Genomic DNA, 21,298 nt, shown 5'->3' with positions numbered 1-21,298 from the left:
GCCAGCTGGCGGTCTATGCATTCTTTTGGCGCTATGCCTTGTCCTGCGCCTCAATCGAGGCGGAGATAATCGCCCCACCCCAGCGTCGATCGCCGATGCAGATCGGAACGGGGTTGCCGCTGGCGGTGGTGTTCTTGGCGCTGCCGAAGGCGTAACTCGGCAGGTTCTCGGGCGCGGCGCTCTGCGATAGACCCTTTGCCTGGGGGCTGAGCATCTGGATTACGCCGCCGGCTACCATTGCCACACCTGCAGGCAGAAGTGCCTGGAATCCAGGAACGGGGATGAAAGAAGCAGCGATCAATATCGCGCCGATCACTGTCTGCAGCACCCCGCCGCGCTTACTGCCAGCAACGACCGGTACAATTTTCACCGCCTTGGCTCCGCCACGACTGAATTCGGTTTCACCAACGTTTTTACCGTTTCGGTAAATCGCGAAGTTCATCCCCAGGCGAGACAGACGATCAACCTCCTCTTTGAAGCCTGGCAACGTGATCGTCAGCGCCTTCAGCAGCTCACGGACGCTGCCTGTATCCAGAAGCCGTCGATGCTGTTTCCCCAGAGCTTTACGCAAGGTTCCTGAGAACTCGATAAGTGTCATTTCTTGGGTCATGCTTTTCTCCAGACGAAAAAAAGCCGCCCAGTGGCGGCTCCTCACTTCAAAAAATGTTCACAGACACTTTTTCACAGACGACATGATTTTTGATCTGCCAATGCTGATGCCAGGCATCCGCTGATAGAGCTTTACCTCGCTGCCGTGAGTAGTTTGCTTAATCTCCAGCAACTCGTTGGTTTGGCCTATCGACTCAGCTGAGGAGATCAGTCGATAGCCCGTCAGAGTCTCATTCATGGTTACGCCAGCCTGGTGCTCTTGCCATTCCGGCAGGACGCAAAGGGCGTATGCCTTTGGTGTTTTCGAGGTCTCCGACACGATCGTCGGAGTACTCTTTAGTAAGTCCCCGGGAGTTGTACACCCCGCCAGCAGTATCAGGGCGACAATGGTAACCACTGAATTCACATTAGTTAGCATGCGACTAAGCCCCTAGCTCTTGGCGGCGCTTCGGGCTTTCAAACAATTGGAGAACCAACTGTTCTCAAAGTCAGTGGCTGCCTTCTGCTTGTACTCAGGAGATCCATAAGCGGGCGAGTCGTAAGCCTGCTCAATCATCAGTGCTCCCAGGTCATTCATGGCTTCGTCAGAAACCTTGGCTTGCATTAATTTCGACATAGCAACGCCATTTTGACGCGATGTCATTACCGAGTTTGCCAGTTTGGATATTCCGTCACAGAACTCTAACGTCTCCTGGGAAGGCCTCGCAGCAAAAGACGCCGTCGACACCAACGACATTGCGAGAATTGACCCGACCGCCAACGAATTACGCATTCCTTATCCCTCCATGTAGGCGAGGGCAATCTAACATCATCGGCGCCAACACCAAAACCCCGCGCAGGCGGGGTTCGGCTTCGATCAGATGTTTACCGCGACAGGCCGTGCGCGACGACCTCCGGCATTCCAGCCTGAAGCTTCTCGGCCATGCGCAGGCTTTCCACTGTGTCAGACGCAAAAAGCCCAGCGCGGGGCTGGGCTTGGGTCACAGGACTGGCGGGTCTTCAGTTAGATAATGTGATGCTGGCTCACTGATCACCAGATCTGCATGCTGATGCACGACCGGTCGAACGCCATGCCCCATCGTTACGAGGTAAAGCTGAGCTCCCTCGCGTCGGGCGAATTTCATGGCAGGGATGAAGTCACTGTCACCAGTTATCAAGACAATAATGTCAACCTGCTTTTTCAGTGTGAGACTGGCAATGTCGAGCCCGATCCGCATGTCCACACCTTTCTGCTGAATGCTGGGCTCCAGGTCAGAAATGGAAAACGTCGTCTCAGCGTTCGCCTTCTTGAGTGCTCGACCATTTATCCTCCACCCTTGGTGGACAAGCTCCCCGAAGCGTAGCGCGACATAAGGACTTTTCTCCAAGCCGGCGTGGAGCGCCTCGTTGTTCTTCGCAACAGATGTTTTCCCGAAATCGACGGTAGTACCGTCGGGGTGCTCTGCTTGGGTGGTCAACGGCTTGGCGTCGTAGAAATAGACCCGGTGGAGACGATGGTTGATCAGGTGGGGCGATTGAGAAAGCTTCTTGGTGACTAGCTCGATCATTTCGCTGGTGATCGGCGCCTTTTTGACAGGCCAAAGCTTCGGCTTGATAAAACCCGCATCGATCAGAACAGCGTACCTAAGCATCCATTTCCTCCAGGCAAAAAAAAGGCCGCTAGACGGGTGGGGACGAATCCCTCTTATATGTCACCCGTAGAGCAGCCGGTTCTTGGAGCGAACTATAGGCGCACATTGTACGCCCGTCAACACGTACCAAAGCATCCCAACATGTACCAACCGAGCTTCACGGAGGTCAGCTAGCCTCGCGGTATGCCTCGCTGTCCACTTATCCACCCTGGACGGAAAGCCAGTAACCAGCCAGCTCCCCGCCGTAGTAGCGTTGCGCCTCCAACGACCCGCCCCGGTCCGTTGCCGGAAAGCCCATGGACCGGGGCATGATGACCTAGGAGGTCGTAATGACACCGCAAGAACAGCGCGAAATTACCAAGCACCTGAATAATCACGCCTCGCACCTGAATACATTGACGGCAATAATCTCTGGCCTGATCTCAGAGCTCGCCGCAGCAGGCGGGCCCGAATCGCTTGAACGGGCGAAGGCTCGCGCGCTGGATACAGCAAAACAGATGCACCGGCCCATGCAGCCCAACGCGGATACTTCCGCTATCTCCAGGATTTTTGATGCCGCTAAGCTTCCTGGCTGATAGGTTCAAGACCCAATATTCTCTCGATACGCTGCAGCCGGCGCTCAACCAGGCCGGCTTGCTTTACCGATTCTGTCCCGAAGTTTACTGGCAAGCCTACAGCCGCCAGGAAAGGTTGATGGTCGTTCTCGCAGCCGGGAATCTGGCGCTCTTCATCTTGAGGCTCGGTAATAACCATGCATCTTCTCCCGCGGCAACGCCGCTTCACTTCGCGTCCCGATGACGCAACACAAGGCGCGTCCGGTCGAGCCAGGGCCCACCGAACACGATGATTTCTGATGGCCTGCCGAGCAGGTGGTGCAGCATGAAGGGGCCAGGCCCGAAGACTTGGGCGCGCTCCTCGGGCAGCTGTGCGTCGGCGCCCAGGTAGATGCCGGCGTGATTCGGGTGAGCCGTACGGCCCACGGCCATGACGATCATGTCGCCGCGCTGCGGCTGGCTCACCTGATAGAAACCGGCTGCCTCGTAAGCCTGTTCATAGAGGCTCGGTCCGTCCGGCTTCTCCCACCAGCCCTCTTTCCGGGTATAGGCCGGGAAATCCAGGTCCCACACCCGTTTGTACCAGTCAGCGCAGACCTGCCAGCAGTCCCAAGCGCCGTGCACAAACGGCCGCCCGAGCAGCGGCGCGTGACCTGTTGGCGTGACAGTTCGCAGGTCACCCTCCGGCCACGACAGGATGTACCAGGGCAGCCCGGTGGCCTCGCACACGGCCAAGTCACGAGCTGACGGCCTGCTGGTGGCATCTGGATGCGAGTGCACGATGCCGATCACCTCGCCCTGGTCTTCAGCCGCGGCGTACTGCTCCGGCGAGATGCGAAATTCCTCTGCAGGATCCACAGCGGTGTTGTCACACGGGAAGTACCGCTGAGTGCGCCCCGCAGCGATGAGCAGCCCGCAGCACTCCCGCGGGTATTCCGCCGCAGCGTGCGCTTGCACGGCGGCGAGAATGTGTTTGCGCATGGTCAGCTCCGGGCTATCAGCGAGACGGCAGGAAAGCCGCCGAAGGGAAGTTCGTTGCCCTGGCCATGCCGGACGGTGCACCCGGTATCCAGACAGCCGTTGCACTGATCCTTGGCCGGGTCGTCCGTGGGGTTGCCGTCCAAATTGTAATAGGGGCCGGTGTAGCCGCAGTTGGGGCCACGGTAGCCGGCAGTCATTGCCCAGTGACATAGCTGGGTCATCTGCCGGCCGATCGTCTCCCCGCCCACGTCGCCAGGGCTGGCCAGCTCCCAAGAAACCGTGGTGCCGTTCTCGGAAACCTTCTGGTCGATATACCAGACCTCGATCGCCTCTTCGGCTGGGTCAGCTTCAGCGTTGCCGCCGGGGAAGTTGGCAGCGTCCAGGTACCGAGCCATGGTGTGACGCATGGTCAGCTTGAACTCGAGCAGGTTGTCGAAGGCCAGGCACAGGGCGGTAATCCGCCCGTTGACGTTGCCAACCGTCAGCGTGGGGCGCACGGCCGTACCGTCCGAATTCGCCTCGATGCCGTCGATCTGCATAGGCCAGGCGCCGTATTCGTTGCCTTGCCACCAGATCGACTTGGCCGGAAGCTGGTCGGCGTTCGCGCCGGCGGCGGCCAGCTCCTCGGGGGTGTGAGGAATGGCGTGGCCATGGAAGCGCAGGGTGTCGGCGCCGAAGTCCGAACCGTCGAGCTCGAACAGCAGCACCTCGTTGCCGGGCTCCAGTGTCTGGATATCCTTGATCAGTGACATGCCGGCTCCTTATGGATGAAAGGCCCGCTCGAAGGTGGCGCTCACTTTGAAGCGGCCGCCGCCCACCGGGGTAGGCTTGGGGTCTTTGCAGGTGAACAAACCGAGGTCCCCAAGTGGCGTAGTCCAGAGAAAGGCTTTGGCACCGCCGTGCTTATCGAAGAACTCCATGATCTTGCGTACCTGGGCCTTCGTGCCGGTAACCGTGATGGGGTAGCTGTCTTCCTTGTTGTTGGGTCCGTCGCCAACGACCTGTCGGTACCCCCCGCCGAAGCGCGACTCGCGGGTTCGGTAGCTGATCTCCGGCGTTTCCCCGCGCTGGGTTGGCCAGCTGAATTTTTCGATGGCCATCAGCCCCTCCTGTTAATTGCGCGCCAGATCGAACCACCCTGCCGTAGCCCGGCGGCGATGGCCTTCTCGACTTCAGCCTTGGTGGCAGCCTGGATGCCCTGTCCGACGGCAGCCATGTCCTGAGGCGACTGAGCCCCTGAGGATGACTGCCCAGACGCATCGACCTGAACCGATACCGGGAAACTGTACGAAGCCCCACCACTCGCGCTGGAGATCTGGCGGGGTACCGCCGTCGGCGTCACCAACCCGCCATCTGCGTAGCCGCGACTATTCAGGGTTTGCAGGTAATCAAGCATTCCTGGTTGGCTGACAACTTCGCGACGCAGTACGAACTCGCCGGCATGGACAATGCCGGCAGGTTCATACTTGCCACCATCTCCTGTGTAGCCGCCGTCAGAGAATCCATACGCGGACGAGTACCCGGCCTGGGATGCTCCCAGGTTGGACGACACCGCGCCTGCAGACCCAGCCTCCATGCCGTTACCGGTGCCTCCACCGAAATAGGCAGAGGCTGCAGTGGCACCCCAGCTCACCAAGCTACCCAGCAGGCCAGAAGCAGCCTGCTGTGTCGCGATGCGAGCCATATCGGCCAGAACCGACTTGGTGAAGTCGGCGAACGAGAACTTGCCCGTCATGGCGAAGTTCACGACCGCGTCTTCCATCGAGCTAAAGGCGTTGGTGAACAGAGATCTTGTCTGCCCGGCGACATCCCGGGCCTGTTCCAGATAGTTCTGGAAGGCCGATGACGCCCCCTTGCGCCAATCGCCCTGTGCTTCCGAAATTTTGTCGTAGTTGTCCACGACCGTATCTCGGTACCCATCCTCGGCTTTGCTCAGAATTGCCAGGTCGCGCTCGTAGTCGTTCTGGCTGTACTTGTCTGGGGCGGTACGCCTGCGATCAAGAAGCTTTGTGCGCTCATCGTTGAACCGGTCGGTTACGCCATCGAGATCACGCTGCAAGCCTTGCTGGCGATCACCAAGACCGAGATTGTTCGCGGCCCTCGTGCCCGATATAGAGAGCGCAGCACGCTGCCGCTCCAGCTGGTCGACATAAGCTTGGGTTGCAGCAGTCTGCTTGGCCAACCGTCCTTGCTCATTGGTCGCCAGCACCGAAAGCTCGGTATCGGCGTCCTTTTGCGCCTTCACCATGGCGGCGCGGGCATCCGCGATTTTCTGGTCAAGCTGGATTCGCTGCTGGGCGCTGGTGCTGCTATGCCCCTTGGCCTCCTCCAGCGCCTTGATCTCGGCCTCGTAGGCGTTCGTGACCTCGGCCTTCTGCTGCTCGATGATTGCGGCCCGCTGGGCGGCGTACGACTCTTGCGAGATCAGACCGGCCTTCTGTGCCGCGTCCAGCTCCTTCTGGTTGTTCTTATACTCAGCCAGGATGGAATTGAGTGCGTTCTTCTGTGTATTGAAGCCAGAGAGGTCAACAGTACCAGTGCGCCCGACTGGGTCCTTGTACTGCTCGGCGATGTTGCTGCGCACCCTTGCGACAGTTTCAGGATTGAGTCGCGCGTCGGCTGGATCCTTCTTCCTGATGACTTCCAGCGACCGCTCGTACTCCTTGAGCGCCTCGCTGCGTTTCTTGGAGTTGGTCCAGGCCGACTTTTCCAGGGCATCGACCTTGGCCATGGCCTTGATAGCCTTCTCGTTGGCTTCCGCTTCCTGGCGGTCGAATGCAGCGATATCCTCCTGGGCTGCTTTCTTGTCCTTCAAGAACTGGAGCTGATCGGTGTAAAACTCGATCATCGTGTCGCGGTTCTGGAAGGCACCAACGTCGCCTCGCTCGGCACGGGCCAAGTTGATCTCGGCTTGGCGGATATCGTCGTCGATGCTCTCTCGACCAATGTTTTTCAACTGATCAGCAGCCTTGGCAACCGCGTTGTAACCGCGCTCCCACCAGCTCAGGTTCTCGATGATCTTCGGGGTGCGCTCGTTGATAGCGTCTGCGAAGGCTTCGGTGGCAAGCTTGACGGCGTCCGCGTGCCTCCCCTGCTGTTCGAGCGCGGCAATCTGCGAGTAGACCGAGCTCGTCAGGTAGTTGTACTGCGTGTTCAGCGCTGCAGAAGCTTTGACTGGGTCATCTGCCAGCTTTACGAACTCGGCAATGGTCTCTGAAACTGCTCTGCCTGTTGCTTCCTCCATCGATATGGCTGCTTGCGCCACATCCATGAAGCTGTCACCGGCGATCTTGCCGCTACCAGCCAGGCTCGCAAGAACCGACGCAGCCGCCCCGGTGGTGCCAACAGTCGCACTCACCTGCTTGGCCATACTGCCTAGTTGGTCGGCAGTCAGCCCAGCGGAATTACCCGTGAGGATCAGCGCATTGCTGTAGGCGTCCGCCTCTTCAGATCCCTTGTAGAAGGCATATCCAAGTGCTGCTGCGGCGACAGCCGACACGGTAAGGGGATTGACCAGCCCAAGGATGTAGCCGCCCAAGGCCTTAGCGGCAGGGGTGATCCCACCGAACATATCCTTGAGCTGTCCGCCTTGCTGCAAGGCAACCATCATGATTGGCTGGCCAGCGGCGATCGACGTGAAGATATCAGTGAACTGAGCCGGCACACCTCGCAACGCTGCAGCGGTAGCCTTTGCAGTCATGCCAGTGCGGCTCAGCGCGGTATCGGCGCTGCCAAGAGCTGTGCGGGCCTGGTCGATCTTTGCTTGGTACTCGCCGAACGTTTCCGCATCGAGCGCGCCACTTGCGCGGAAGCCCTTCAGCTTCTGCTCCATCTGGTCCAGGCGGCTCATTGCTGCGACGGTCGGGTCAATTTTGCCCAGCAGCTCTTCGAGCGCCTGGCCTTCTTCCCGATGCGCGCCGGCGGCCTTCTTCGCCGCCTCCGCCTGGCGCTCTTCCGTGGCGATGAGGGCCTGGGCCCGGCTGTTGATGGACGCCTGACGGCCGGCACTATCCGACAGGACGGCGTTCGCCTGAGCGGTGACCTCGGCGCTCTGCTCGGTTGCCCGGTTGAGCGATTGAACGTACTGGCTGGCCTCCAGCGAGGCCTTGGCCACGGCCAGAATCCTGGCCTGCTGCTCGTCGGCGGATTCAGCGGCGCGCCGGCCAGCCTGGGCACCGGCATCAGTGGCGGTGGTGAGCGCCTCCTGCACCTTACCCGCCTGCGCGGCCTCGGTCCGGAACGCGCCCATGTTCGCCGCGGCGCTGCTGAATGCCGTGGAAGCGCTGGTAACGGCGCGCCCCACGGTGGCCATCTGCTGCGCCAACTCTGTCTGCTTGGCGTTGAGCGCCTGCAGTTCCTGCACGATCTGCCGGGTGTCACCCTGCAGGCTGCCCAGGGCAGTCTCCCAGGCTCGACCGGTTCGCCCAGCCGACTCCTCGCTGCGCTTGCCGGCGTCCGTCAGCTGATCGAGGTTGTCCTTGGCTTCGACGGCATCACCGGAGTCGATCTGAAGACCGAGAGAGGCAATGGTGGTCATGATCTACTCCATCGATTCGGCCATGACGGCCAAGGCCTCAACCTCCATCACGCGGAGATCGGGGAAAATGTCGGTGAGGTCGCGGCGCTTGATGCCGAGCATTGAGGCCGTTGCAGGAATGGCGGCGTAGTCCAGGCCGGACGGGCCGCCCGAAGCCACCCGCCACTGCGTGCCCAGCGCATCGAACAGGCGGAAGGCAGGCCAAGCATCCGGCAAGATCTCCACTACCTCCTCCTCGATGTCATCAAGGGTCAGCCCCAGCGCCGCCAGTTGCTCAGCGGACGGGCCGCGCTTGTAGCAAGCCCGGGCCGCCGCCCTCAGTTTCCCAGGCGGGCCGGACTGTAGGCGGCTTGGTAGGCGTCGATTACTGCCTTCGGTGCGCCGGTGCAGGTGCGCACCAGGTCGGCGATGGCCTCGGCGCTGAACTCGTCCTCCAGGTCCCAGCCTGTGACGATATCGCCCAGCTGCTCAGCCTGCAGGGCGATTTCACCGGTGGTGACCTCCTCCCAAGTCGCGCCGTCCTTCTGGGCCTTTTCCGCCCAGGCGTCGCGCGCCTTGTTCCAGCGGTCGAACATTGCGGACAGGGCCACGCGGTCCATGTAGCGGAACTGGAATTCCACCGGTGCCGGCTCGGCGCCAATGCGCGGAACCTGCACCACGGCAGCGAAAGTGGGGTTCTGCGCGATTTTGATCTTCGCCATGAGGTTTCCTTAGGCAGCAGCCAGATAGCGAACCGGACGGCCCGAGAGCGCGATGCTGATGGTTCGGGTCATCAGGTTGTTGCGCTCCATGGTCGGGGTGGTGGTGATGCTCACGTAGCCCGGATAGAGGATCTGGTCGCCGTTGGGCAGCTTGAGGCGGACGACCGTCAGCTCTTTGCTATCACCGTAGGCTTCAACCAGACTCACGTAAGCAGCGGCTGGCTGATCTTCGACAGTGATCGACAAAGTGATGGGGTTGCGGTTGGTGGGAAACTGGCGATCGTCATCGTCCTCCAGGTAACCAACGGTGAGGTACTGCTGCTCGCCGCCGGAAGAGGTGAAGGCGGTCACCTTCGAGATCTGAGCCCAATTGGTCACAGGGATAACAGAGCCGACACCTGCGCCGGCGGTGTACTTGTCGGCGTTGGTGGTGTTCAGGCCGGCCATCGAGAACTTGTCAGTGGCAACACTGGCTGCGCGGACAGCGCGGTCGTTGACAAGCGACCAACCGGAGCTGACAACCAGGACGTCGCCATTTTTGATGTTGTGGCCCGCAGCGGTGGCCACGGGAGGAGCAGCGTTGGTCAGGGCGGTGAAGGCAACGGCAGCGGCGAGAACGCTGGCGATTTCCAGCACAGAGCCGTTCGGCAGCGGGAAGCGTGCGGCCATGGTGTATTTCCTCTTGAAAGCCCGCCGGGCGGCGGTTGGTTATGCCCCAGCGGGCGGTTGGTCCGCGACACCGCGGTAGGTGAAGCTGGTCGGGACCGTGTAGGTCGCCGACTCGGTGATGGTTGGGCCCTGGTCAACTGGTTCGCTAACGATGCCTTCGAAGCCGTTGCGGCTGAGCGCCGAATCAACTCGGAAGAGGCTCGAAAGCTCGTCGACCAGCTCCTCGGCTGTGGCCAAAGGCTGGCCTGCCGGGCAGACGATGCTTACTTGGTAGACGCCGGCGTACTCGTAGGCCTCGCCGCCCAGGTAGCGGCAGGTGGTGCCCGCCGGCAGTTGGAATGCTTGCAAATAGGTTTCGTCGGCCCCAGCCTCGAATCCTTGCTCGAAGTTCGCGACCCGGATCGGGCGCGCCGAGGCCCAGGCCATCAGCTTGATTTCAATAGCCTGGCGGGCTCGTGCATGGCTCATACGCTGTTGTTCCTGATGGCTTCGTCGACGATGCGTTGGAAGTTGGTCAGGGTGACCCGGACCATGCCGGCCGGCGCCTGGGTTGAGTGTCCGTATTCCAGCGGTACCGCATACGCCAAGTTGTTCACGATGTAGGCCGTCTGGCCGATGGTCAGCGCCTGCACCTGCGTGATCAGCGCGGTAATGGCCTCGCTGCCCGACAGGTCGATGCGGTCGAGCTCTTCGGTCGCCGGCGAATCGATGGAGAATTGCCAGTTACCCCGGAACCGCCCGCCGACGTAGCCCTGGCCTGCTACAAGACCATTGGTGGCGAAGTTCTGCTCGCGCTCGGTTTTTGTCAGGGGCTTGGCGTATTTCACGCCCTTGCGCAGCTTTCCGGCCTTGGTGAAGTTGTCCTGGTTCAGGTTGATCAGGGTGTTGCGGACCGCGACCTTGAAGTCGTAGTCGTCGGCGGCCTTGTTGGCCTTTGTCCGATGTGCAACGTTTGCCGCCCACAGTTCGGGATTGCCTACCGGCGACATGCGAATAACGCTGCTGCCGATCTCGATCACAATTTCGCGGAAGGTTGCGTCGAGGGCTTGCTCAGCCTGTTCGGCGAATGCACGGATAGCTTCGGCAAAGCCGCCCTGCTGACCGCCGTATCGCTGGGTCATGTGTGAGCCGCGTGGCATATCATTTCCTCAGCTGAACAGTCCAGGTTGCCTGGGCAGGATCTTCGGAGACGTTGAGTGCTCGGTAGCCGCTCACTTGGTCGCCGATCTTGGGGGCCGCCGGGACATCGGTTACAGCGCCTACCTGCCCCTCGAACAGTTCGTTCTGGAGGACTAGGAGCTTCACGTCCTCGGTCTGGATGCGCGTGCCATCGATTTCCTTGGCCAGGTAGCTGCCGAACACGCCGCGTCCAATGTAGTGGATGGTCGAGGCCGGGACAGTGCCGCCAGCCTCGGGGTCATACCCGCCCTTGACCGTGCGGCTCCCGGCGACAGGCTTCACAGCGTCGGCAAGGCCGTCTGGATCATCGAACGCTTCCGCCAGCTCGGCCTGCAGCTCTTCGCGCATGCCCATGGGTCAGATCCTCTTGAGCATCACGGTGCCGGAGCGGCGGGTCCAGGGCGCGATGAGGTCGAGGGCGAAGTTCTCACCGGTCGAGCGATCAACAGACCCCGCAACGTAGGTCTTGCTGGTCGAGGTGCCAGCCTGGGCCGACACAGTCTTGCTCTGCACTTCGCGCTGGGTGTCCTTGTAGAGCTTGCCTGCTGCGGCCAGCTTGGCCACCTGCGCACCGGCGGACTTGATGGCGTCCGGCACCACCTCGGGCACCGCGCGCTTGATCTTGGCCGTGAGCCAGGCGTTGGCCATCGCGACGGCAATGACCGCATCACCGGTACCTGCCCAGCCTTGGCCGAGCTTTGCGTCGACGTCAGCAACGGTGATGAAGTCGGTCATGTGTTACTCCTGTGGGATCAGCGCTTGCAGGTCGGGCTTCTTCGCGCTGGCGTCGAACTCGATACCCTTCGCGGTGAGCCATTCCTTCAGCTCGGGGACGTTCATCTTGTGCGGGTCGGTCTCAGACTGGTCGCCCCCGGATTGCTCGCCGACCTTGATACCGGCCGCCTCGTAGGACTCTACGATCTCGGGTGCCTCGCCTTCGACCACAACCTGCGTTGCGCCGTCGATGACCCCGAAGAACTGGCTCAGGAGTCGGTAACAAACGCCGCGCTCGCGGCCTGGCTTGTCGGTGTAGATGACTTTCATGGTGGTCTCCTGCGCAGGGCGCCAGGTCAGCGCCCCGCATGACGGATCAAGGGGTGGCGGTGCCGCTGATGACAGCGGCAAACGGTACCTGCTTGCGGTCGAATACACGCTCCCAGTTCCCGGCGCTGGCGTACTGGGTAGCATTCGGGCTCAGGTTCAGGTTGTTGCTGCCCTTCCAGCTGAAACCGGCAGGCTGCAGGATGAAGGTCTTGCGCTCCCACAGAACCTCGGCGCCACCACCGTTACCGCCGTCAGGCTTGCGCTGCATCTCGACAGGGGTGTGAGGGGTGCCTTCGCCGTAGCCGAATGCGCCCTGACCGAAGAAGACCGACAGGAACTGGCCGGACGCGTAGGTCAGGCTGTCGTCCATGAAGACGGGCTTGCCGAGATAGGTGGCCAGGATGATCTTGCCAGTGGAGTCGCGCAGGTACTCGATCAGGTCCTGCTTGACCATCTGGTTCATGACGACCGAGTGCACGCCGATCGCGCCGAACATGTCGGCCGCGTCGCCGGCGGTGAAGGCTGCATCCTGGAAAGCCGAGGCGCTGATGCTGGCACCGGCGTCCTTGACCATGTCACCACCGTTGTTGGCGATGTTCGAGGCGATGATGCCTCGTGCGGCCCCCAGCAGGTAACGCTGCCACTGACGAGTCCAGTAGGTGCCGAAGCGGTTGCGGATGTGCTGCATCGGCTCGCTGTTGGCCAGCTCGGCGGTGAGGTCAGCAACACCATAGCCTTTGTTGAGGTACAGCGTGCGGGCACGCATGCTGCCCTGTTCGGCCTTGCCGACCTCGCCCAGGTCATCCGGGTTGTCGTTCGAGATGTTCGGCGCCTCGTCGGCGTCGAGGTCCTGCCAGTAGCTGATCTCGGAGGTGCCTTGGCCGTTGTTAGCGATGTTGTCCAGCGTCGGCGAGCGGGTCACGATGCCCGATTCGAAGACGGCGGTTTTTTCGGGGGTGTTCACCGGCGCCAACGCGCCGTAGTAGTCGCGGACGAAAATGTCCGACAGCTGGGTAGTTGCCATGGATTAGGTTCCTTGGGTGGCTTGGAGTCGCTTGAACGCTTCAGGGTTGTCTCGAGCCAGCGCGGCGCGCTCTTGCTCGGAGTACTCGCCCCATTTCTTCGTGGCCTTGCCACCGTTGTCGCCGGTCTGCCCGGCACCCTGAGCCCTTGGCCACAGGTGGGTAGCGGTTTCGCGCAGCGATTCCGCCCATTCGAGGGGGGACAGCGGGGTCTTGCCGTCCTTCCCGTACACGACTTCGCCAGCACGGTCCGTAGCTACGGGCTCGCCGTCTTCGCTTAGTTTGAAGGTGCCGCGGGCGCGGAGGATGATGTCCTCGGTAGCCTCGGGCAACGCGCCGGCCTTGATGGCGGCAGCGCGGATAGAGTCAGCCAGCACCTTGTCGCTGTACCTGGCAGCGAAGGCCTCGGCCTTGTCGGCGCGCTCGTTGGCAGCCTTGACCTGCTTGTCCAGGTCGGTACGCAGGCGCTCGGTGCGACGACTGATGACCTCGTCCAGCTTGCCCTCGGCGATCAGCTTGGTTTCCTCGTCCTGGCCGGCCTTGGCCAGCAGACCCTTGACCGCCTCGATGTCCAGGCCGTCGAACTGACCTTTCAGTTTGTCCAGCTCGGCCTTGATGGTCTTGTTGGAGCCGATCAGCTCGGTGTTTTTGGACTTGAGGCCCGAGACCTCGCCGTCCAGGAATTTCTGCACCTCGCCGCCCAGCGCTGCCTTCAGCGCGGCAGTTTGGGTTTCGTCGAGGGTGAGGCCGTGGGCGGCCGGGTCGAAGTCAAAAGGCATGTGGCTATCCCCTTGGGATTGGTTGGCCCGCCTGGCGGGCAAGAAAAAGCCCCGCGATAGCGAGGCCTTGAATGCGCGCCACAAAAGAGTGGCCCGAAGTTTCGTGGCGCGGATCAGTTGATCCCTGCCCGCTCGAACGCCAGCGGCTCCAACTCTTTGAGCTGGTCCAGCGTCAGCGGCTTGAAGTTCTTGTCCAGCTGCAAGCCGGCGAAGCGCTCGGCAGTCAGCCCGCCATCGCGGAACAGCTTGCCGCGCACCGGCCCCAGCGCGGCGTCTTGGAAGGCCGCTGGCTGCGTTTTGAGCCACTGGTAGTAGCTGAGGCTTGCAGAGACCTGACCGCCGCCATCAGCGCCCACTGCCGCCCTCGTGGCGCCTTGCTCGAACAGCGCCGACAACTTGGTGATCGGCGTGATGGTGGTCCGGCAGTGAATGTGGAACGGGGGCACAGGCCCCTTGCCCATCTCGAATTCGCGGCCGTCCATGCTCCGGCACTGCACGCTGGTCTTTCGGTCCAGGGTGGCAACGATTCGATACCCGGGCACCACCTCGGCATTCGCTTTGAGCGTTTCCATGCGCGCCGTGGTGGCCACATGCTGAACTGCGGTTTGGACGACGGCCCGGGCGCTTCGGTTCGTGACCGCCAGTACGCCGTCCGTGAAGTTCTGCGCCGCCGTGCCGCGCACGGCCTGGGTGATCTCGGCGTTGGTCTGGCCTTGGACGACCCCCATCCGAATGGCATTGGTTACCCTGTCCGCTTCGATGCGCGTCCATCCATTCAGGAATGGCTTGAGCAGCTTGCCGCCGTCCACCCCAGCCACCTGCAGGGGCTGCGTGTTGATCGCAGCCCGGATCAGGGAATCCGACGGCATGACCGCGTCGATCAGCAGCGCCTTCGCCAGGCTGCGCCCCTCGAACGCAGCCTCGTACTGCGCGATGTCCACCAAGTCGGACTGCATCCGATCGCTGAAGGCCGTGTAGATCTCCAGCAGCTTGCCACCCACCCGCCCAAGGAACTCCTCAAGCCGGCCTCGACTGTAGGTGGTCAGCTCCTTGCGGGTGAGCTGGTCGCGGACATGAGCATCAGCTCTGCGCAGGTAGGTCTCGAACTTCTTGACCTCGCCAGCCTTGAGCCGCTCAAGCAGCACCGAGTGGCGGCTGACCTGCTCCAGCAGCTTCTCGTCGGCCGTTTGCTCCGGTTTCGTCGCCATCTTCTTGGTCCAGGTCAATTCCAGCTGCGCCGCGGTCGTCGCCGATCAGTTCGGCCTCTTCATCATAGGGGTGCTCGGGCAGCTTTCCAGTGGTCAGATACTGCCAATACGTCTCGGCACTGATGGTGCCGGCCATGACACTCTTCTGCAGCTCAGCCAGCACCTGGGCGTCAACCACCGGCATCACAAACTCCGGCTTGACATTGAATGCGACTTCGTCCGGGTTGTAGCCGGTCCACTCGGCGGCATAGCGCAGGGCCTGTTCGATCGCAGCGGCCGCGGTGATGACGATGCTATGCAAGGTCGCGTGCTGGTCGTTCTGGCGTGTCTTGCGCGCTTCGCCAGACTCGGTACCGGAAACATCCAATACCTTCGCGCCCGACTCTAGGGCGGCGTTCTTCTGATCCTCCATGGCCTTGCGTACGGCCTCGATGCCAGCGCCCTGGAACTCCAGATAGCCACACGAACCGCTTCGGCCTAGGTCCCAGGCCGCCGATGGCCCGGTGACGCTTAGCTCAACGCTCTCATCCAGGCCGGACACCCATGGCTGCGGATGGCTGGTCTGGTGCAGCGCGGTGAAATAGTCGGCGCTGAGCTGGTACGACTTCAGTGCCGCCCGCGCCATCGTCAGCAGCGGGATTTCATCCACGTCTGGCGAGTTGTCGGTAGACCCACAGTAGATCACCGGGATGTACTCGAGACCGCGCACCAGTTGGTTGTCGGTACCGACAGTACCCAGCGGGCGGTCCTGCTCGATCAGTTCGCCGGCCTCGTTGCGCACGGCGGTATAGCAGATCTGGTCGAGCATGTAGAACTCGCGGAAAACCGTCTCGCAATCGTGGCTGTAGCGGTCCTCGGCTTTCTTCCTGAACTCGCGGAACACGGCCAACACCAGATCCTGGCGCCCGCCTTGGTCGGCAGTGTCCCAGTTGATGGCGTTGCGCACCGCGTAGGTGGCGAAGTACGGCTGGCCGGAGTCATCCACGTTCACTACCAGCGGCACTCGGCCATGGGAGATAGCCTGGCGCACGACGCGCAGGAACAGCTGGGTCAAGCCGAAGCCGTCGGCCGTAGCGTTCTCTTCCAGGTCCTTCAGCCCGTTGGGCAGCTTCACCTCGGGAATGAGCCGGGAGACCAGGCCCATCATCGAGCGCAGCGAATCGCGAACCCAGTGCTCGTACTGGGCCCGATCGGTGTAGTTCCGGTAGAGGTAGGCATTCCCCTGGCCGTCCAGCTTCTCCGCCTCGACCATGCCGCCGGGCTTGGGCAGATTGCGCGGGCTGCGCTTGATAGCGCCCTCGCCCTCCAGGGCGTCGTCCATCATCCGCCACTCTTCGATGTGAGCGTCGTAGTCAGGGTTGGTGGATTGAACAGGCATTACGCCAAACCTCCGATGCGGCGGACACCGCCTGTGCGTTTACGTCGCGCCATGGCAACGGCGAAATAGCGGAACCCGTCAGCCGGGTGCGAGGACCAGTCATGAAGCGGCTTGTCCTTCCAGCACCCGCGCTTGTCGTCCCACTCCTTGCGATAGCTCTCCAGCGCGGTGATGCCCTCACTGCACTTGGCCTCATCGAAAGCACAGTTGGGCAGGATCTCGCGCGCCTGCTCGATACCTTCGTCAACGCCGAGCTTCGGAACGACTTGGAAGGTCATTCGATACTTCTCGCCGTCGATCTCGTAGCCCTCTCGAGCGAGTTCACGCCGAGTCTTGCCGTCGCTACCGAATTCCCGGTTGTCGATGTCGTGCGGTCCCCAGTGCTCGCCGTATTCGTAGCCGCGATCCTTTAGCACCTTCATGTAGTGCCGCAGGCCTTCGCCGCTGTTCTGGTAGAAATCGACGATGTGATACTCCTCGCCGACGATCCGGACGAACCAGATGGCCGTGGAGTCGCCCACACCGATGTCCCAGAACGTGTGCACCGGCAGGTGGCTGTTGTCCGGAAGCTTCCCGATGCGCTGGGCGGCGTAGAGCTTGGTGAACTGCTTGGCGTAGTAAGCGCCCTCGATCGTCTGCTGGAATGCCTCGGCAGGGATCGACGGGTATTCCCGCTTCATGTCGTCGCCGAGGGTCTTTTCCTTGGCGGTGTACCAGGCGCGTTGGCCGGGGTTGGTGACGATGCCGTGCTTGGCGGCCAGGTCGTCGAAGTACTTGGTCAAGCGGTCCGAGATCAGGACGTCGGTCGGGTCAAGCCAGTAGAGCGGGTTCCGCCACCAGCTGAAGAAGAAGAACTTCCAGTCCAGCAGGCCCAGGGGCACACCAGCCAGCTGCTGCTTCTCTGCGCTCTGCGAGTAATCGAAGAAATAGCCAGCCCGCCCCTCCGCCGTCGACTCGATCGTAACGAAACACTCTGCGGCGACAGCCTCAAAGGCGCCGGTGACGATCTCTCGGGCTTTGTGCGGAAACTTGGCACAGATCTTCCCGAACTCGGATACGTGCAGATACCGTAGAGTCCCGCCCCGAAAGGATGTGGACACGTAGAGCGATCCGCCTTTGCTGAACACAAGCTCGCCAGCAGCATCGTTGCGAGCAGGGTTAGCAGCGCGTATCTCCTTGGGAAGGTTGTCATACGCATACTTGACCTTCTCTCGGAATAGCCGCTTGGCGTCGTTCAGTGTGTGGGCGATCAGGGCGCACTTGGCAGCCTCAAACAGCGCGGCATCCAGCTGGACGATGCAGACCAGGGTCGTGAAGCCCAGCTGCCTGGCCTTGAGGATGATGTTACGGGTGTGCATCCCCTGGAAGTAATCGATCTGCTCCTGCGTCATGCGGAAGCGGACCTTCTTGCCCTGCTTGTCCGTGATGAAATACAGGTTGTTCAGCCGCCAGAACCGGTCCCGGAGCAGTTTCAGGTGCTCGGGCTTCATGGTCAGGCGTCCTTCGATAGTTCATCCATCAGCTTGGATAGAGTGTCTTCCTCGCTACCACCCTGTTTGACGTCGAGGTCATAAGCCTGGCGCTCCAGGGCAACAAGCGTCTTCAGCGTCTCGGCCAATTCCTTCATGGTCTTGGTCCGGGCAGGCAGCGCGCTCATCTTCTTGGCCAGAGCCAGCACATCGGCCATCGCCTCGCCGTCTTCGTGGTCGCCATCCTTCAGCTGATCGATCAGTTCCTTGATGGTGCCCTGCTCATCCGTCAGCGATTCCAGCTCATCCAGCAGCTTGTTTGTCAGCCGGCGGCTCCGGGAAATATCACCCCGGTGCGCCATCCTGATGTTGGCGATGACCTCAGCATTGAGCTCGATGATCTCCCTTTCGGTTTCCGCCTGTTTGCTGGAAACCTCTGTGGAAACCTCTCGCCTGGAAACCAGTGCATCGGCCTTGGCCTTGATCTTCGCCTTCAGGTCTCGGTCCCAGCCATCGCGCTTGGCGCGCTTGTTGATGGCGGTATGGGAAACCTCGTGGGCGGCTGCGATCTCTCGCACGGAAAGCACGCCGGCCCGGTAGGCTCGTTCGATCGCCTCCCAGTCGGGTTGCTTGGTACTCATGTCGAATCCTTATTGATCTCGGTCGATACGAAGCGTGCGGACCTTGCCACCAGTGCTTGTATCGCGCCTTGCCGCCATCTCGACGGCCTTCTCGGCAGATGCGCCCATGTCCATCGCAGCGAATGCGTATGGCGTTCCGCTGCCAATGGCGTACGGCCGGTCTGCCTTGAGTGGCGACTTCCACAGGCCGGTATCGTCGTCTACGGCAACCATCATCAGATTGCCGTCGTGAAGGACGATTGCAGAAGCGTCGACCTTCCCCGATGGGGATGTGCCGAAATAGGCCCCCACCAGAGCGTCATAGTCACAGACGGCGCCTGTCAGGAAGAACTTCACGCCATCGCGCTCAATGCACTTGTCGCAATCATCGTCGGTGATGAGGTCGCCTCGGGTGACTCGGGAGTCGTAGGCGATTACGCCGTCCTTGTAGGCGATGGTGGTCATTCAGGGTGAACCTCGATCTCGATGCCGCGGCCCACCCAGTAGCTGACACGCTCCAGGCATGGCTCACGACGGGTCAGCTGTGCCAGGGCCAGAACACCGGCCAAGTAGTATGTCAGCCACCACCGCTGGCGGCAGACGACATGAGCAGTTACCGAAGCCATTGGCCATTCCTCGCGCCTCGAAACGGCGAATCTCGAATTTGTGGCGCGGGTCAGTCAACGCGCACGATCTTGGCCACGTTCCCCTTGGCCCGACACACCAGAATGGCGGCCAGAAGATAGAACGCAGTGTTGAACCACGACACATCAGCGAACTCGTCATGGAGCACCATGCGGCCGATGAGGCTGACACACTGCATGCCGGTCACCGCGCAGGCAGCCCAGGCCATCAGGGATACGCCCAGCTTGTAGCGGGCATCGGGGTATGGCCGGTAGCGCAAGCCGATCATCACGAAGATGACGGCGCACAGTGCGGCCTGGATAACGGCAACCATTCAACCCTCCTTCCTGGCTCGCAGGCGGAAGACCCATTGCAGCCACCGGGGCATCTGCCCGGTCTGCATCCACTCCAGCAAGCCAGAGAACGTGACGACGCAGAGCACGCCGCACACGAAGGCGCTGAAGCCTGCGGTTTGCGTCCAGGCCCTGCCCAGCATCTCAGCAGCACCAAGGTAGCCACCGATCCAGCCGGCCAGCAGGTAGCCGATGCGGCGAAGCATGCCGATGTCCTTGGCGTACACGACGTAGAAGAAAGCCCCGCCGAACGCGCCCACCAGGGTGGCTAGGTCCAGTTCAGGGAAGAAAGCACCCAGGCCGACGCTGGCAAGTACGCCGGTCACTGCAAGGGCGCCGGTACTCGGTTCGGCCATAGGGTGCTCCATAGAAAAAAGAAACCCGCACTCGGCGGGCTGTATTCAGTAGCGATGCAGGATACCGCCCGGTTTCAACTCCTCTCGGAGCAAGCGGCGAACGTCCTCTTCCAAGCAGGGCCCGAGCTTGAGACCGCTGGTGACAGGGCTCACGCCTATCCCAACACCGGCAACGTAGTATTGGCCTTGCTCGTTCACGGCCAACTTCACCCTGTAGCCTTCGAGAACTGGATGATCGCTCCTGGCCTTGTCACTCTCGACCTTGATGCGGGCCGGGTCGATGGCGGAATCCTTGAGGGTCGCGTTGTTGATGAAGACTTGGCCGTCGATTACGACAAATAAGGCTTCGCCTTTAATCTGTTCGTCGCTGGGCACGTCAGCGGCCAAGGTGACTTTCACGGTGCCGGCAGAAAGCTTGCATTCGTAGGACCCGATACGCTTAGCCAGCGCCAGATCGGCCTCGGCGCGGGAAACCACTTCCTCCATGGCTTGTCGGGCTGGCTTCTCGCCCGTGACGTAGCCGCTGTGGTCGCTCTGGCCGGTTACTCGGCTGGTGAGCATCTCGGTCGCGGTGCTATCCGCCTTATTTCCAGGCGATGCCACAGCATGACCCAGTGCAGCAATCGGCGCGCCCTGGGCCGCAACCTGGCCTCCGCATGCGGCGACCCGGCCCTCGCAGGCAGTGACGCGGGATGCAAGCTCTGAAACGAAAGAGGCTTCTGCTTTGCTCGAGACCATCATCTGCAGAGTGACGCCAAAACTGTGCAGCGCTTCGATGCTGGAGCGCAATGACGCGAGGGTTTCGTTGGTTTCGGACATTTGCATGCTCCAGATACGAAAAAGCCCCGGCATGTACCGAGGCTCAGAATGGGTGCGGAGGGCCGGTGCGTACCCGGCTTGCTGGTCTGGCTCGCTGGGTCACGTACCCCAGACTCTCATCGCGTAGTCGATCAGGGAGCGCACGGCTTTGATCGACGCCACTACCGACTTAGCCCAGCTGCCTGAGCGTGTCATCCGCATAAAAAAGCCCGCACAGGGCGGGCAAAGAGGGATCGTGCTTTTTTAAATCTGGTGGCTGTAGAACAGCGAGTACGACTCGATACCGTCGTTGGGCTGCTTAATGCCAGCGTTGGAGTAGTGAATCGCTCGGATGCCAACCTTCTGCGTCTCGCCGATCTTCAAGCCCGCACCGATGCGGTCTTCGAAGTTGAAGGCCGAACCAAAGTCCTGGTCACCTGCGGACGTACCAGAGAAGACCGCCAGGCCGATGCCAGCCTCAACGAATGGCTTCACGTTACCGCTGCCGAACTCGTAAACGAAAACTGGCGCAAAGGACAGCGAGTGAGCGCCACCGGAAGCATCTCCTGCTTCCCAATAGGTATACCCAGCATCCCAGTAACCGGTTAGACGGCCAGTACTGGATTCAAACCAGCTTTTGTCCCAGTTAAAGCCAACGCCTGCACGCGCCGTAATGCCGCCTTGACTTGTCGCACCCAGCGCACCGGAAAGCTCAGCTGCTCCGGCAGACGCAGCAAAAAGGGACAGTGCTGCAGCAGCTAGAACTGTTTTCATAATCACGGTCTT

30 protein-coding genes are annotated in these 21,298 nt (G+C 61.4%); 1 reads left to right on the top strand and 29 read right to left on the bottom strand.

Annotated elements, in window-relative coordinates; translation table 11 throughout:
- Positions 1-31: 31 nt before the first annotated feature.
- The 4 genes from EGJ22_RS06845 to EGJ22_RS06830 all read right to left on the bottom strand — a co-directional run bounded on the left by EGJ22_RS06845 (position 32) and on the right by EGJ22_RS06830 (position 2,240).
- Positions 32-610, bottom strand: coding sequence for a tail assembly protein (locus tag EGJ22_RS06845; RefSeq protein WP_029886772.1), 579 nt, complete (start codon positions 608-610; stop codon positions 32-34).
- A 57-nt stretch (positions 611-667) separates the two neighbouring features.
- On the bottom strand, positions 668-847 hold the full coding sequence (locus tag EGJ22_RS26410) for a hypothetical protein (protein ID WP_225785667.1): 180 nt from the start codon (positions 845-847) through the stop codon (positions 668-670).
- A 192-nt stretch (positions 848-1,039) separates the two neighbouring features.
- Complete coding sequence (locus tag EGJ22_RS06835) at positions 1,040-1,381, bottom strand: hypothetical protein (RefSeq protein WP_029886770.1); 342 nt, start codon at positions 1,379-1,381, stop codon at positions 1,040-1,042.
- A gap of 208 nt (positions 1,382-1,589) precedes the next feature.
- Positions 1,590-2,240 carry an NYN domain-containing protein gene (locus EGJ22_RS06830; protein WP_050492223.1) on the bottom strand — a complete coding sequence of 217 codons (651 nt, stop codon included), beginning with the start codon at positions 2,238-2,240 and terminating at the stop codon, positions 1,590-1,592.
- 329 nt (positions 2,241-2,569) lie between these two features.
- Here EGJ22_RS06830 and EGJ22_RS06825 point away from each other — a divergent pair, with 329 nt between their 5' ends.
- Entirely contained in the window at positions 2,570-2,815 is a 246-nt protein-coding gene (locus EGJ22_RS06825) for a hypothetical protein (RefSeq protein ID WP_029886768.1), read from the top strand.
- On the opposite strand, the gene EGJ22_RS06820 is transcribed toward EGJ22_RS06825, so the two are convergent.
- The 25 genes from EGJ22_RS06820 to EGJ22_RS06705 all read right to left on the bottom strand — a co-directional run bounded on the left by EGJ22_RS06820 (position 2,799) and on the right by EGJ22_RS06705 (position 21,286).
- The gene (locus EGJ22_RS06820; RefSeq protein WP_125920169.1) at positions 2,799-2,993 is read right to left on the bottom strand and encodes a hypothetical protein; all 195 of its coding nucleotides are present in this window, start codon (positions 2,991-2,993) and stop codon (positions 2,799-2,801) included. The two genes, EGJ22_RS06825 and EGJ22_RS06820, sit on opposite strands and share 17 nt — an antisense overlap.
- A 26-nt stretch (positions 2,994-3,019) precedes the next feature.
- On the bottom strand, positions 3,020-3,775 hold the full coding sequence (locus EGJ22_RS06815; protein WP_029886766.1) for a C40 family peptidase: 756 nt from the start codon (positions 3,773-3,775) through the stop codon (positions 3,020-3,022).
- Between the two features lie 2 nt (positions 3,776-3,777).
- Positions 3,778-4,527 (bottom strand): phage minor tail protein L, encoded by a 750-nt coding sequence (locus EGJ22_RS06810; protein ID WP_029886765.1) that lies wholly within the window; start codon positions 4,525-4,527, stop codon positions 3,778-3,780.
- 9 nt (positions 4,528-4,536) lie between these two features.
- Positions 4,537-4,875: a phage tail protein gene (locus EGJ22_RS06805; RefSeq protein ID WP_029886764.1), complete on the bottom strand. Its 339-nt coding sequence runs from the start codon at positions 4,873-4,875 to the stop codon at positions 4,537-4,539.
- Complete coding sequence (locus tag EGJ22_RS06800; RefSeq protein WP_029886763.1) at positions 4,875-8,312, bottom strand: phage tail tape measure protein; 3,438 nt, start codon at positions 8,310-8,312, stop codon at positions 4,875-4,877. The genes EGJ22_RS06805 and EGJ22_RS06800 overlap by 1 nt, the downstream gene beginning before the upstream one ends.
- 3 nt (positions 8,313-8,315) lie before the next feature.
- On the bottom strand, positions 8,316-8,567 hold the full coding sequence (locus EGJ22_RS06795; protein ID WP_029886762.1) for a DUF1799 domain-containing protein: 252 nt from the start codon (positions 8,565-8,567) through the stop codon (positions 8,316-8,318).
- 62 nt (positions 8,568-8,629) lie between these two features.
- Entirely contained in the window at positions 8,630-9,013 is a 384-nt protein-coding gene (locus EGJ22_RS06790) for a phage tail assembly chaperone (RefSeq protein ID WP_029886761.1), read from the bottom strand.
- Between the two features lie 9 nt (positions 9,014-9,022).
- On the bottom strand, positions 9,023-9,682 hold the full coding sequence (locus tag EGJ22_RS06785; protein ID WP_125920168.1) for a phage tail protein: 660 nt from the start codon (positions 9,680-9,682) through the stop codon (positions 9,023-9,025).
- 39 nt (positions 9,683-9,721) lie between these two features.
- A complete protein-coding gene (locus EGJ22_RS06780; RefSeq protein WP_125920167.1) occupies positions 9,722-10,150 on the bottom strand; it encodes a phage tail terminator-like protein in 429 nt (142 codons plus the stop codon).
- Positions 10,147-10,803, bottom strand: coding sequence for a hypothetical protein (locus EGJ22_RS06775; protein ID WP_371921035.1), 657 nt, complete (start codon positions 10,801-10,803; stop codon positions 10,147-10,149). Before EGJ22_RS06775 ends, EGJ22_RS06780 begins: the two co-directional genes overlap by 4 nt.
- 19 nt (positions 10,804-10,822) lie before the next feature.
- Positions 10,823-11,215, bottom strand: coding sequence for a hypothetical protein (locus tag EGJ22_RS06770; RefSeq protein WP_125855481.1), 393 nt, complete (start codon positions 11,213-11,215; stop codon positions 10,823-10,825).
- Between the two features lie 3 nt (positions 11,216-11,218).
- Positions 11,219-11,596: a hypothetical protein gene (locus tag EGJ22_RS06765; RefSeq protein WP_125855480.1), complete on the bottom strand. Its 378-nt coding sequence runs from the start codon at positions 11,594-11,596 to the stop codon at positions 11,219-11,221.
- 3 nt (positions 11,597-11,599) lie between these two features.
- Positions 11,600-11,905: a HeH/LEM domain-containing protein gene (locus EGJ22_RS06760; RefSeq protein ID WP_125855479.1), complete on the bottom strand. Its 306-nt coding sequence runs from the start codon at positions 11,903-11,905 to the stop codon at positions 11,600-11,602.
- Between the two features lie 46 nt (positions 11,906-11,951).
- Positions 11,952-12,929 carry a major capsid protein gene (locus EGJ22_RS06755; RefSeq protein WP_111475755.1) on the bottom strand — a complete coding sequence of 326 codons (978 nt, stop codon included), beginning with the start codon at positions 12,927-12,929 and terminating at the stop codon, positions 11,952-11,954.
- 3 nt (positions 12,930-12,932) lie between these two features.
- Entirely contained in the window at positions 12,933-13,706 is a 774-nt protein-coding gene (locus EGJ22_RS06750) for a hypothetical protein (protein WP_125855478.1), read from the bottom strand.
- Between the two features lie 113 nt (positions 13,707-13,819).
- Positions 13,820-14,914 (bottom strand): minor capsid protein, encoded by a 1,095-nt coding sequence (locus EGJ22_RS06745; RefSeq protein WP_125855477.1) that lies wholly within the window; start codon positions 14,912-14,914, stop codon positions 13,820-13,822.
- The gene (locus tag EGJ22_RS06740) at positions 14,841-16,292 is read right to left on the bottom strand and encodes a DUF4055 domain-containing protein (protein WP_125920165.1); all 1,452 of its coding nucleotides are present in this window, start codon (positions 16,290-16,292) and stop codon (positions 14,841-14,843) included. The genes EGJ22_RS06745 and EGJ22_RS06740 overlap by 74 nt, the downstream gene beginning before the upstream one ends.
- The gene (locus EGJ22_RS06735) at positions 16,292-17,782 is read right to left on the bottom strand and encodes a hypothetical protein (RefSeq protein WP_029886757.1); all 1,491 of its coding nucleotides are present in this window, start codon (positions 17,780-17,782) and stop codon (positions 16,292-16,294) included. Before EGJ22_RS06735 ends, EGJ22_RS06740 begins: the two co-directional genes overlap by 1 nt.
- 2 nt (positions 17,783-17,784) lie before the next feature.
- Positions 17,785-18,402 carry a hypothetical protein gene (locus tag EGJ22_RS06730; protein ID WP_023661588.1) on the bottom strand — a complete coding sequence of 206 codons (618 nt, stop codon included), beginning with the start codon at positions 18,400-18,402 and terminating at the stop codon, positions 17,785-17,787.
- 9 nt (positions 18,403-18,411) lie between these two features.
- Positions 18,412-18,846, bottom strand: coding sequence for a proteasome subunit beta (locus EGJ22_RS06725; protein ID WP_023661589.1), 435 nt, complete (start codon positions 18,844-18,846; stop codon positions 18,412-18,414).
- The gene (locus EGJ22_RS26080; protein WP_023661590.1) at positions 18,843-19,007 is read right to left on the bottom strand and encodes a hypothetical protein; all 165 of its coding nucleotides are present in this window, start codon (positions 19,005-19,007) and stop codon (positions 18,843-18,845) included. Before EGJ22_RS26080 ends, EGJ22_RS06725 begins: the two co-directional genes overlap by 4 nt.
- A 50-nt stretch (positions 19,008-19,057) precedes the next feature.
- Positions 19,058-19,339 carry a phage holin family protein gene (locus EGJ22_RS06720; protein ID WP_029886756.1) on the bottom strand — a complete coding sequence of 94 codons (282 nt, stop codon included), beginning with the start codon at positions 19,337-19,339 and terminating at the stop codon, positions 19,058-19,060.
- The gene (locus EGJ22_RS06715) at positions 19,340-19,714 is read right to left on the bottom strand and encodes a putative holin (RefSeq protein ID WP_029886755.1); all 375 of its coding nucleotides are present in this window, start codon (positions 19,712-19,714) and stop codon (positions 19,340-19,342) included. It abuts the gene before it with no gap.
- Positions 19,715-19,759: 45 nt separating this feature from the next.
- Positions 19,760-20,533: a hypothetical protein gene (locus EGJ22_RS06710; RefSeq protein ID WP_029886754.1), complete on the bottom strand. Its 774-nt coding sequence runs from the start codon at positions 20,531-20,533 to the stop codon at positions 19,760-19,762.
- A 243-nt stretch (positions 20,534-20,776) separates the two neighbouring features.
- Complete coding sequence (locus EGJ22_RS06705; protein ID WP_023661594.1) at positions 20,777-21,286, bottom strand: acyloxyacyl hydrolase; 510 nt, start codon at positions 21,284-21,286, stop codon at positions 20,777-20,779.
- Positions 21,287-21,298: the final 12 nt, after the last annotated feature.

It is taken from the genome of Pseudomonas sp. p99-361 (genome assembly GCF_003935475.1).
Lineage (GTDB): Bacteria > Pseudomonadota > Gammaproteobacteria > Pseudomonadales > Pseudomonadaceae > Aquipseudomonas > Aquipseudomonas juntendi.
The sequence above is the reverse complement of the archived record's forward strand: the minus strand, read 5'-3'. Positions and strand labels throughout refer to the sequence as shown.

What these genes read in the sequence shown, in the direction of transcription:
- EGJ22_RS06845 (WP_029886772.1), bottom strand. Translation starts at nt 610, where the DNA reads ATGACCCAAGAAATGACACTTATCGAGTTCTCAGGAACCTTGCGTAAA.
- EGJ22_RS26410 (WP_225785667.1), bottom strand. Translation starts at nt 847, where the DNA reads ATGAATGAGACTCTGACGGGCTATCGACTGATCTCCTCAGCTGAGTCG.
- EGJ22_RS06835 (WP_029886770.1), bottom strand. Translation starts at nt 1,381, where the DNA reads ATGCGTAATTCGTTGGCGGTCGGGTCAATTCTCGCAATGTCGTTGGTG.
- EGJ22_RS06830 (WP_050492223.1), bottom strand. Translation starts at nt 2,240, where the DNA reads ATGCTTAGGTACGCTGTTCTGATCGATGCGGGTTTTATCAAGCCGAAG.
- EGJ22_RS06825 (WP_029886768.1), top strand. Translation starts at nt 2,570, where the DNA reads ATGACACCGCAAGAACAGCGCGAAATTACCAAGCACCTGAATAATCAC.
- EGJ22_RS06820 (WP_125920169.1), bottom strand. Translation starts at nt 2,993, where the DNA reads ATGGTTATTACCGAGCCTCAAGATGAAGAGCGCCAGATTCCCGGCTGC.
- EGJ22_RS06815 (WP_029886766.1), bottom strand. Translation starts at nt 3,775, where the DNA reads ATGCGCAAACACATTCTCGCCGCCGTGCAAGCGCACGCTGCGGCGGAA.
- EGJ22_RS06810 (WP_029886765.1), bottom strand. Translation starts at nt 4,527, where the DNA reads ATGTCACTGATCAAGGATATCCAGACACTGGAGCCCGGCAACGAGGTG.
- EGJ22_RS06805 (WP_029886764.1), bottom strand. Translation starts at nt 4,875, where the DNA reads ATGGCCATCGAAAAATTCAGCTGGCCAACCCAGCGCGGGGAAACGCCG.
- EGJ22_RS06800 (WP_029886763.1), bottom strand. Translation starts at nt 8,312, where the DNA reads ATGACCACCATTGCCTCTCTCGGTCTTCAGATCGACTCCGGTGATGCC.
- EGJ22_RS06790 (WP_029886761.1), bottom strand. Translation starts at nt 9,013, where the DNA reads ATGGCGAAGATCAAAATCGCGCAGAACCCCACTTTCGCTGCCGTGGTG.
- EGJ22_RS06785 (WP_125920168.1), bottom strand. Translation starts at nt 9,682, where the DNA reads ATGGCCGCACGCTTCCCGCTGCCGAACGGCTCTGTGCTGGAAATCGCC.
- EGJ22_RS06780 (WP_125920167.1), bottom strand. Translation starts at nt 10,150, where the DNA reads ATGAGCCATGCACGAGCCCGCCAGGCTATTGAAATCAAGCTGATGGCC.
- EGJ22_RS06775 (WP_371921035.1), bottom strand. Translation starts at nt 10,803, where the DNA reads ATGACCCAGCGATACGGCGGTCAGCAGGGCGGCTTTGCCGAAGCTATC.
- EGJ22_RS06770 (WP_125855481.1), bottom strand. Translation starts at nt 11,215, where the DNA reads ATGGGCATGCGCGAAGAGCTGCAGGCCGAGCTGGCGGAAGCGTTCGAT.
- EGJ22_RS06765 (WP_125855480.1), bottom strand. Translation starts at nt 11,596, where the DNA reads ATGACCGACTTCATCACCGTTGCTGACGTCGACGCAAAGCTCGGCCAA.
- EGJ22_RS06760 (WP_125855479.1), bottom strand. Translation starts at nt 11,905, where the DNA reads ATGAAAGTCATCTACACCGACAAGCCAGGCCGCGAGCGCGGCGTTTGT.
- EGJ22_RS06755 (WP_111475755.1), bottom strand. Translation starts at nt 12,929, where the DNA reads ATGGCAACTACCCAGCTGTCGGACATTTTCGTCCGCGACTACTACGGC.
- EGJ22_RS06750 (WP_125855478.1), bottom strand. Translation starts at nt 13,706, where the DNA reads ATGCCTTTTGACTTCGACCCGGCCGCCCACGGCCTCACCCTCGACGAA.
- EGJ22_RS06745 (WP_125855477.1), bottom strand. Translation starts at nt 14,914, where the DNA reads ATGGCGACGAAACCGGAGCAAACGGCCGACGAGAAGCTGCTGGAGCAG.
- EGJ22_RS06740 (WP_125920165.1), bottom strand. Translation starts at nt 16,292, where the DNA reads ATGCCTGTTCAATCCACCAACCCTGACTACGACGCTCACATCGAAGAG.
- EGJ22_RS06735 (WP_029886757.1), bottom strand. Translation starts at nt 17,782, where the DNA reads ATGAAGCCCGAGCACCTGAAACTGCTCCGGGACCGGTTCTGGCGGCTG.
- EGJ22_RS06730 (WP_023661588.1), bottom strand. Translation starts at nt 18,402, where the DNA reads ATGAGTACCAAGCAACCCGACTGGGAGGCGATCGAACGAGCCTACCGG.
- EGJ22_RS06725 (WP_023661589.1), bottom strand. Translation starts at nt 18,846, where the DNA reads ATGACCACCATCGCCTACAAGGACGGCGTAATCGCCTACGACTCCCGA.
- EGJ22_RS26080 (WP_023661590.1), bottom strand. Translation starts at nt 19,007, where the DNA reads ATGGCTTCGGTAACTGCTCATGTCGTCTGCCGCCAGCGGTGGTGGCTG.
- EGJ22_RS06720 (WP_029886756.1), bottom strand. Translation starts at nt 19,339, where the DNA reads ATGGTTGCCGTTATCCAGGCCGCACTGTGCGCCGTCATCTTCGTGATG.
- EGJ22_RS06715 (WP_029886755.1), bottom strand. Translation starts at nt 19,714, where the DNA reads ATGGCCGAACCGAGTACCGGCGCCCTTGCAGTGACCGGCGTACTTGCC.
- EGJ22_RS06710 (WP_029886754.1), bottom strand. Translation starts at nt 20,533, where the DNA reads ATGTCCGAAACCAACGAAACCCTCGCGTCATTGCGCTCCAGCATCGAA.
- EGJ22_RS06705 (WP_023661594.1), bottom strand. Translation starts at nt 21,286, where the DNA reads ATGAAAACAGTTCTAGCTGCTGCAGCACTGTCCCTTTTTGCTGCGTCT.